We start from the raw sequence: 5433 nt of genomic DNA on the forward strand, positions 1-5433 counted from the left end.
GTTTCACTTTATCACACCATTTCGCTTTTAATGCTATTTATTCTCATTAAGCATCTTAATTTTTGAATTGACTTTAGTTATTATGTACTACTTTAAGGGCTTTTTTGATCTGTGACAGTTTGGGGTGCGGAATGTGGGATAAATAGCAACTTGGGTTAAGTAGTTATTTTGGTTTTGGGTTGAACAAAGTACAACCCAACCTAGGAAAAATTAGATGTTATCTGCGTTTACTAGAACGACGTGGTGTAGGAGAACTAGAACCAAGCTTTTTATCCCCTGCGGCTGTGGGTGAAGAAGACTGTCTGGAGGATTTGTGAGCAGCAGATTTAGGCGCAGAACGACGAGTCCGCTGATTTCCACCACCACCAGAAGGAGCTTTACGTCCATTGGGAATTGGTTCAGCCTTAATTTCCGGGTTGACTCCAAAACCATCTACCACTTCTTTCGGTAAACGTTGCTCAATTAGTTTTTCAATATCCGCTAACAAGTGATGTTCATCAACACATACAAGAGATATCGCTTGACCTTCCGCCCCAGCGCGTCCAGTCCGACCAATGCGATGCACATAATCCTCTGGGACATTAGGTAAATCGTAATTAATAACGTGCGGTAGTTCGCTAATGTCAAGACCCCGGGCAGCAATATCCGTTGCTACCAATACCCGCAAAGTCCCATCCTTGAACTTTGCTAAAGCGTGAGTCCGCGCTCCCTGACTCTTATTACCGTGAATAGCGAGCGCTTGAATTCGATCTTCACCCAACTGCTTCACCAACCGGTCAGCGCCATGCTTGGTGCGGCTAAATACTAATACTTGATACCATTTGTTTTCTCGAATCAGATGAGACAGTAATTGCCGCTTCCGTTCTCTGTCCACATGATAAACTTTTTGTGATACCGTTGCCGCAGTCACATTTCGGCGTGCGACTTCAATCATAGTCGGGTTATTTAGTAACCCAGCCGCAAGAGTTTTAACTTTATCAGAGAAAGTTGCAAAAAATAGCAAATTCTGCCGCTGTTTAGGCAAAAGTGCCAGAATCCGCCGGATATCATGAATAAAACCCATGTCCAGCATTCGGTCTGCTTCATCCAGTACCAACACTTCCACACGGGACAAATTCACAGTCCCTTGTTGGACATGATCTAACAATCGTCCTGGAGTTGAAACCAAAATATCTACACGGGTTCTCAATTTCTGTTTTTGGGGACCAATACTCACTCCCCCAAACATCACCATTGAATTCAAATTCAAATATTTACCATAATCACGGACACTTTCTTGCACCTGTGCAGCGAGTTCACGGGTAGGAGTCAGAATTAGGGCGCGAATTGGCGGAAATCCATGGGAATTACTAGAAATGCCCTTATTTGCAGACAAACGATGTAACAAAGGCAGAGTGAAACTGGCAGTTTTACCAGTACCCGTTTGCGCTCCAGCCATAATATCACCACCAGACAATACCACAGGGATAGCCTGTGTCTGGATTGGTGTAGGTTGATCATATCCCCGTTCAGTGACAGCACGGACAATTTCTGGGGACAAGCCGAGATTAGAAAAAGACATAGAACTCCAAGAATAACATCGGCCTGTCGCCACTCACGGCTTCAGTCTTAGGCGGACGAATGGTTTAAAATACTAAATGGGCAGTAAGCACCAAGACTAGGAGCAAATCCCACAGCCTCCTATTATAACAGAATTATGGTAAAATCTGAACCTCTAGGAATTATCCTTTATGCCACTTGTACCAATAGTAATATAAATAGGCTGAATATTCTTTGTAACTTATCCATTTTAGTAATGATTTAGATGATTACAAAATATAGAATCTATTGATTAACGTAAAGATTCAAATTTTGCACTATGCAACTAAACCGCCTACGATTAAAATAGCAGACTAATAGCCAAAGTCCACTCAAGTGGACTGAAAATCAAAAATAAATCTTTAGTCTACTTTTGTAGACTTGAGCTATTAGACAGGGAATTAATTCCCTGGCTTTTGCTATTCTTTACCCTGTACTGCAATGTTAGACTGTTGACGCTGGGCAATCTGAATTAATAATCTCAATGCTTCATTCACTGCGTTATCATTAGGAAAAGCTTGAGCAATATCGGGATCTAAAAGCACTAAATTTGTACCTTGACGATATCGCTCAATATATTTACCTCTAACACCTCCCTGCATTTGAGCAAAGTCGTACTCAGGACGTAACTCATCTTCCATTTCGTTCTCAATTTCCTTCCTCATAAAACTTCCTCTCCTGTCGGGTAGCTTTTCGAGCAGAGATAATTCTAATATTGTCTCCTCGCTCAGTGTGTGCAACAACTAAAATTTGTCCAAATCTGGATATGCCAATAATAACGTAACGACTTTCTCCAATGGAGTGGTCAGGATCAGGGAAGGTGACAGATAAGGGATCATTAAATACGGTTGCAGCTTCTTGGAAAGAAACACTATGTTTTTCAAAGTTTAATGTCGCTTTGTGAGGATTCCATTCAAATCCCATGCAAAATTAGCCTCATTTTCTCTCATCTAAATTTGAGTTATTACCTATTCGTGTCCGGGGGGAGATATACAATCTGTGGACCTATCCAATTGAAGCCTTTTCCTTCACAAGCACAACATACAGTAAAGCCAGTAGTGAGACCTGCTTTTTTTTGACATCCATTGCACTGACACGTACCATCTCCACGGCAATGACCACACTTTACGACTTGACCAACAGACATCTTTTTTACTCCCAAATTTATATATAAATAATTATACAAATAGCATAGTTTAAATTCAAAATTTAACAAAAAATTAAAACATTAAGAGAAAATTACAAAAAATAATGTCCACTCCCAGCATCTTCTCCTTTTTCTCCGGTTCAGGATTCCTCGATTTAGGCTTTGAAACCATAGGTTATCACATCGCTTACATTAACGAAATCTTCCCTCCATTCATGTTCGCATATCGCTATTCACGAGAAAAACTCAACCTCCCCCAACCTGAATATGGATATCATCAAGGTGAAGCCGCAGACGTAAGTAAATTAATAGTAGGAACACCAGCACAAAAATTAAATGAATTAGTCAAAGATTCCCGAAAATTAAATAACATAATTGGTTTTATTGGTGGTCCCCCCTGTCCTGATTTTTCTATTGGTGGCAAAAACAAAGGACATTTAGGCGATAATGGTAAACTCTCATCTGCTTATGTTGAATTGATTTGTCAAAATCTACCTGATTTCTTTTTATTTGAAAATGTCAAAGGGTTATGGAGAACTACAAAACACCGTTTATTTTTTGAAGAGCTAAAAATAAAATTACAAAAATCCGGTTATATCTTAACAGAACGGTTAATTAATTCTATTGAATATGGTGTCCCTCAAGATAGAGATAGAATTATTTTAATAGGCTTTCAAGCTAAATTTCTCAAAAACATAAAAATCAAACATGAATTTACTTTTCCTTGGGAAAAATATATTTTATATCCTCAAGAACAAGTATTTACGTATCCTTGGCATAAAAGTCAGCCATTTCAAGAAGATTCTATAATTCCTTGTCCTAAAAATATTCCTCAACAACTAACCGTTGAATATTGGTTTAGAAAAAATCACGTTCTCAACCATCCTAATGCTCAACATCATTTTCAACCAAGGGCAGGTAAAATCAAATTTGCTACTATTGCTGAAGGCGATGATTCCAAAAAATCATTCAAACGTCTGCACCGCTGGCGTTATTCTCCCACAGCTTGCTATGGTAATAATGAAGTCCATTTACATCCTTATAAAGTTAGACGCATTTCTGTAGCCGAAGCCTTAGCAATTCAATCCTTACCTGAAGATTTTTCCCTTCCAGAAAATATGTCACTTACGAATATGTTTAAAACCGTTGGTAATGGTGTTCCCTACTTAGCCGCAAAAGCCTTAGCGCAAACTATTCTTGACTTTTTAAACACTGGTTCGTAAGATTAATATCCCCAACTTCTCAAAGAAGTCGGGGATCTGAGGTTATTGTGGTTTAAGATATAAGAAATACTTTAATTTTCATCAAGTTTAATAAACTTTACACCAAAAAAACGATGGCAGCAGACTATCCAAACATTGATATTGCACCATTTATTGACCACTCTCTGCTATTACCAATTGCCACTCCAGAACAGATTAGTCAATGGTGCGATGAGGCATATAGATATAACTTTGCAGCAGTTTGTGTGAATCCCTGTTATGTTAAGCAAGTAGCAGAACTTTTGTATAAAAAAAATCCTCAAATTTGTACAGTCATTGGTTTTCCCAATGGTGCAAATACTTCGGACGTAAAGTTATATGAAGCTAAAGAAGCAGTAGACAATGGTGCTACTGAGTTGGATGTAGTGATTAATTTAGGGTGGTTAAAAGCGGGAAAAACAGAGGAAGTTCACCGAGAAATTGCCACAATTTGTGAAGAAGCTGGACAACCTGTCAAGGTAATTTTAGAAACTAGCTTGCTTACGGATACAGAGAAACAAATCGCTGCGGAACTGGCTATGGATGCTGGCGCTGCATTCTTAAAAACTAGTACAGGTTGGAATGGTGGCGCAACTGTAGCTGATGTGAAGCTTTTAAAAGAGATAGCAAAAGATCGTGTAGGCATCAAAGCATCAGGAGGTATTCGCACTCATAATGATGCTTTAGAGTTAATTATGGTTGGTGCAACTAGATTAGGCACATCCCGCGGTGTGGATTTACTTCGTCAACGCAATTACCCGGATAAAGAAATAATTAATTGATACCTACTGGATGATCAGGTAATTTCACAAATTGACTAGACAATAATTAGTTTCTATTGTAAGATTTTTCCTGGTTACACTATGTAACCCTCTTCCATCATTTTCAAAAATCAAATATTATTTCTATATGTGGATTTAAAAATTAGGAACTTGTGTTTTTGATTCCCCGTTTACCGTAAGAGGGTTATATATAAATTCATACATAATTCTGTAGTTAGCAACCAAATACTCAAAGAATATGACACTGAAAACACTAAGTAGTAATTGTCTAAATATTTTCATAGGACTTACGCACTGTACAAATTCACCATGATGTGCATGAACGAAAATCCATCGTTTCAGGCTTTTGGTGATTAACTTCTGCTCAATAGCGAGCGCTCAAAAATCATCAAAAAATCACGTTAAAATGCCCGAAACCCATACCTCATATTTGGTTGATCCTGTCAATGCGTAAGTCCTAGTTACTCCAAAAATCCTCAAGTAAGTCTGTAGGGTTTGCGAAATCAGTTGTTGGTGGGTTAAGGTCTAAGCTAACCCATCCTCCGGGTGACGTACTCCACACACTCCCTTTCAGGTGAGTGTGGGCTTCTCAGTGACTCCTCTATGAGGACATTAACTGAGCTTTAAGACCGTGCGCCCCACGGTTCTTTGGTTTTGAGATTTGTTTTTTGTTTTGTAGGCTGCA

General features: G+C 38.8%; 5 protein-coding genes. 2 read left to right on the forward strand and 3 right to left on the reverse strand.

The genetic code is table 11. The features are described 5' to 3' along the window. Positions 1-217: 217 nt before the first annotated feature. From PN471_RS13455 to PN471_RS13465, 3 genes are all read right to left on the reverse strand, one after another. Positions 218-1561: a DEAD/DEAH box helicase gene (locus PN471_RS13455; protein ID WP_271777278.1), complete on the reverse strand. Its 1344-nt coding sequence runs from the start codon at positions 1559-1561 to the stop codon at positions 218-220. 436 nt (positions 1562-1997) lie between these two features. Then, positions 1998-2243 carry a hypothetical protein gene (locus tag PN471_RS13460; RefSeq protein WP_271777279.1) on the reverse strand — a complete coding sequence of 82 codons (246 nt, stop codon included), beginning with the start codon at positions 2241-2243 and terminating at the stop codon, positions 1998-2000. Further along, positions 2227-2502 carry a BrnT family toxin gene (locus PN471_RS13465; protein WP_271777280.1) on the reverse strand — a complete coding sequence of 92 codons (276 nt, stop codon included), beginning with the start codon at positions 2500-2502 and terminating at the stop codon, positions 2227-2229. The genes PN471_RS13460 and PN471_RS13465 overlap by 17 nt, the downstream gene beginning before the upstream one ends. A gap of 327 nt (positions 2503-2829) precedes the next feature. Between PN471_RS13465 and PN471_RS13470 the strand changes: the two genes are divergently transcribed. Continuing rightward, a complete protein-coding gene (locus tag PN471_RS13470; protein ID WP_442867156.1) occupies positions 2830-3948 on the forward strand; it encodes a DNA cytosine methyltransferase in 1119 nt (372 codons plus the stop codon). Positions 3949-4061: 113 nt separating this feature from the next. Continuing rightward, positions 4062-4748, forward strand: a complete 687-nt coding sequence (gene deoC / locus PN471_RS13475; protein WP_271777281.1) for a deoxyribose-phosphate aldolase — start codon at positions 4062-4064, stop codon at positions 4746-4748. Positions 4749-5433 lie beyond the last annotated feature (685 nt).

The organism is Aphanizomenon sp. CS-733/32 (assembly GCF_028330045.1).
Classification (GTDB): Bacteria; Cyanobacteriota; Cyanobacteriia; order Cyanobacteriales; family Nostocaceae; genus Dolichospermum; species Dolichospermum gracile.

Excerpts from the sequence above, each read along its gene's own strand:
- PN471_RS13455 (WP_271777278.1), bottom strand. The coding sequence starts at position 1,561 with ATGTCTTTTTCTAATCTCGGCTTGTCCCCAGAAATTGTCCGTGCTGTC.
- PN471_RS13460 (WP_271777279.1), bottom strand. The coding sequence starts at position 2,243 with ATGAGGAAGGAAATTGAGAACGAAATGGAAGATGAGTTACGTCCTGAG.
- PN471_RS13465 (WP_271777280.1), bottom strand. The coding sequence starts at position 2,502 with ATGGGATTTGAATGGAATCCTCACAAAGCGACATTAAACTTTGAAAAA.
- PN471_RS13470 (WP_442867156.1), top strand. The coding sequence starts at position 2,830 with ATGTCCACTCCCAGCATCTTCTCCTTTTTCTCCGGTTCAGGATTCCTC.
- deoC (WP_271777281.1), top strand. The coding sequence starts at position 4,062 with ATGGCAGCAGACTATCCAAACATTGATATTGCACCATTTATTGACCAC.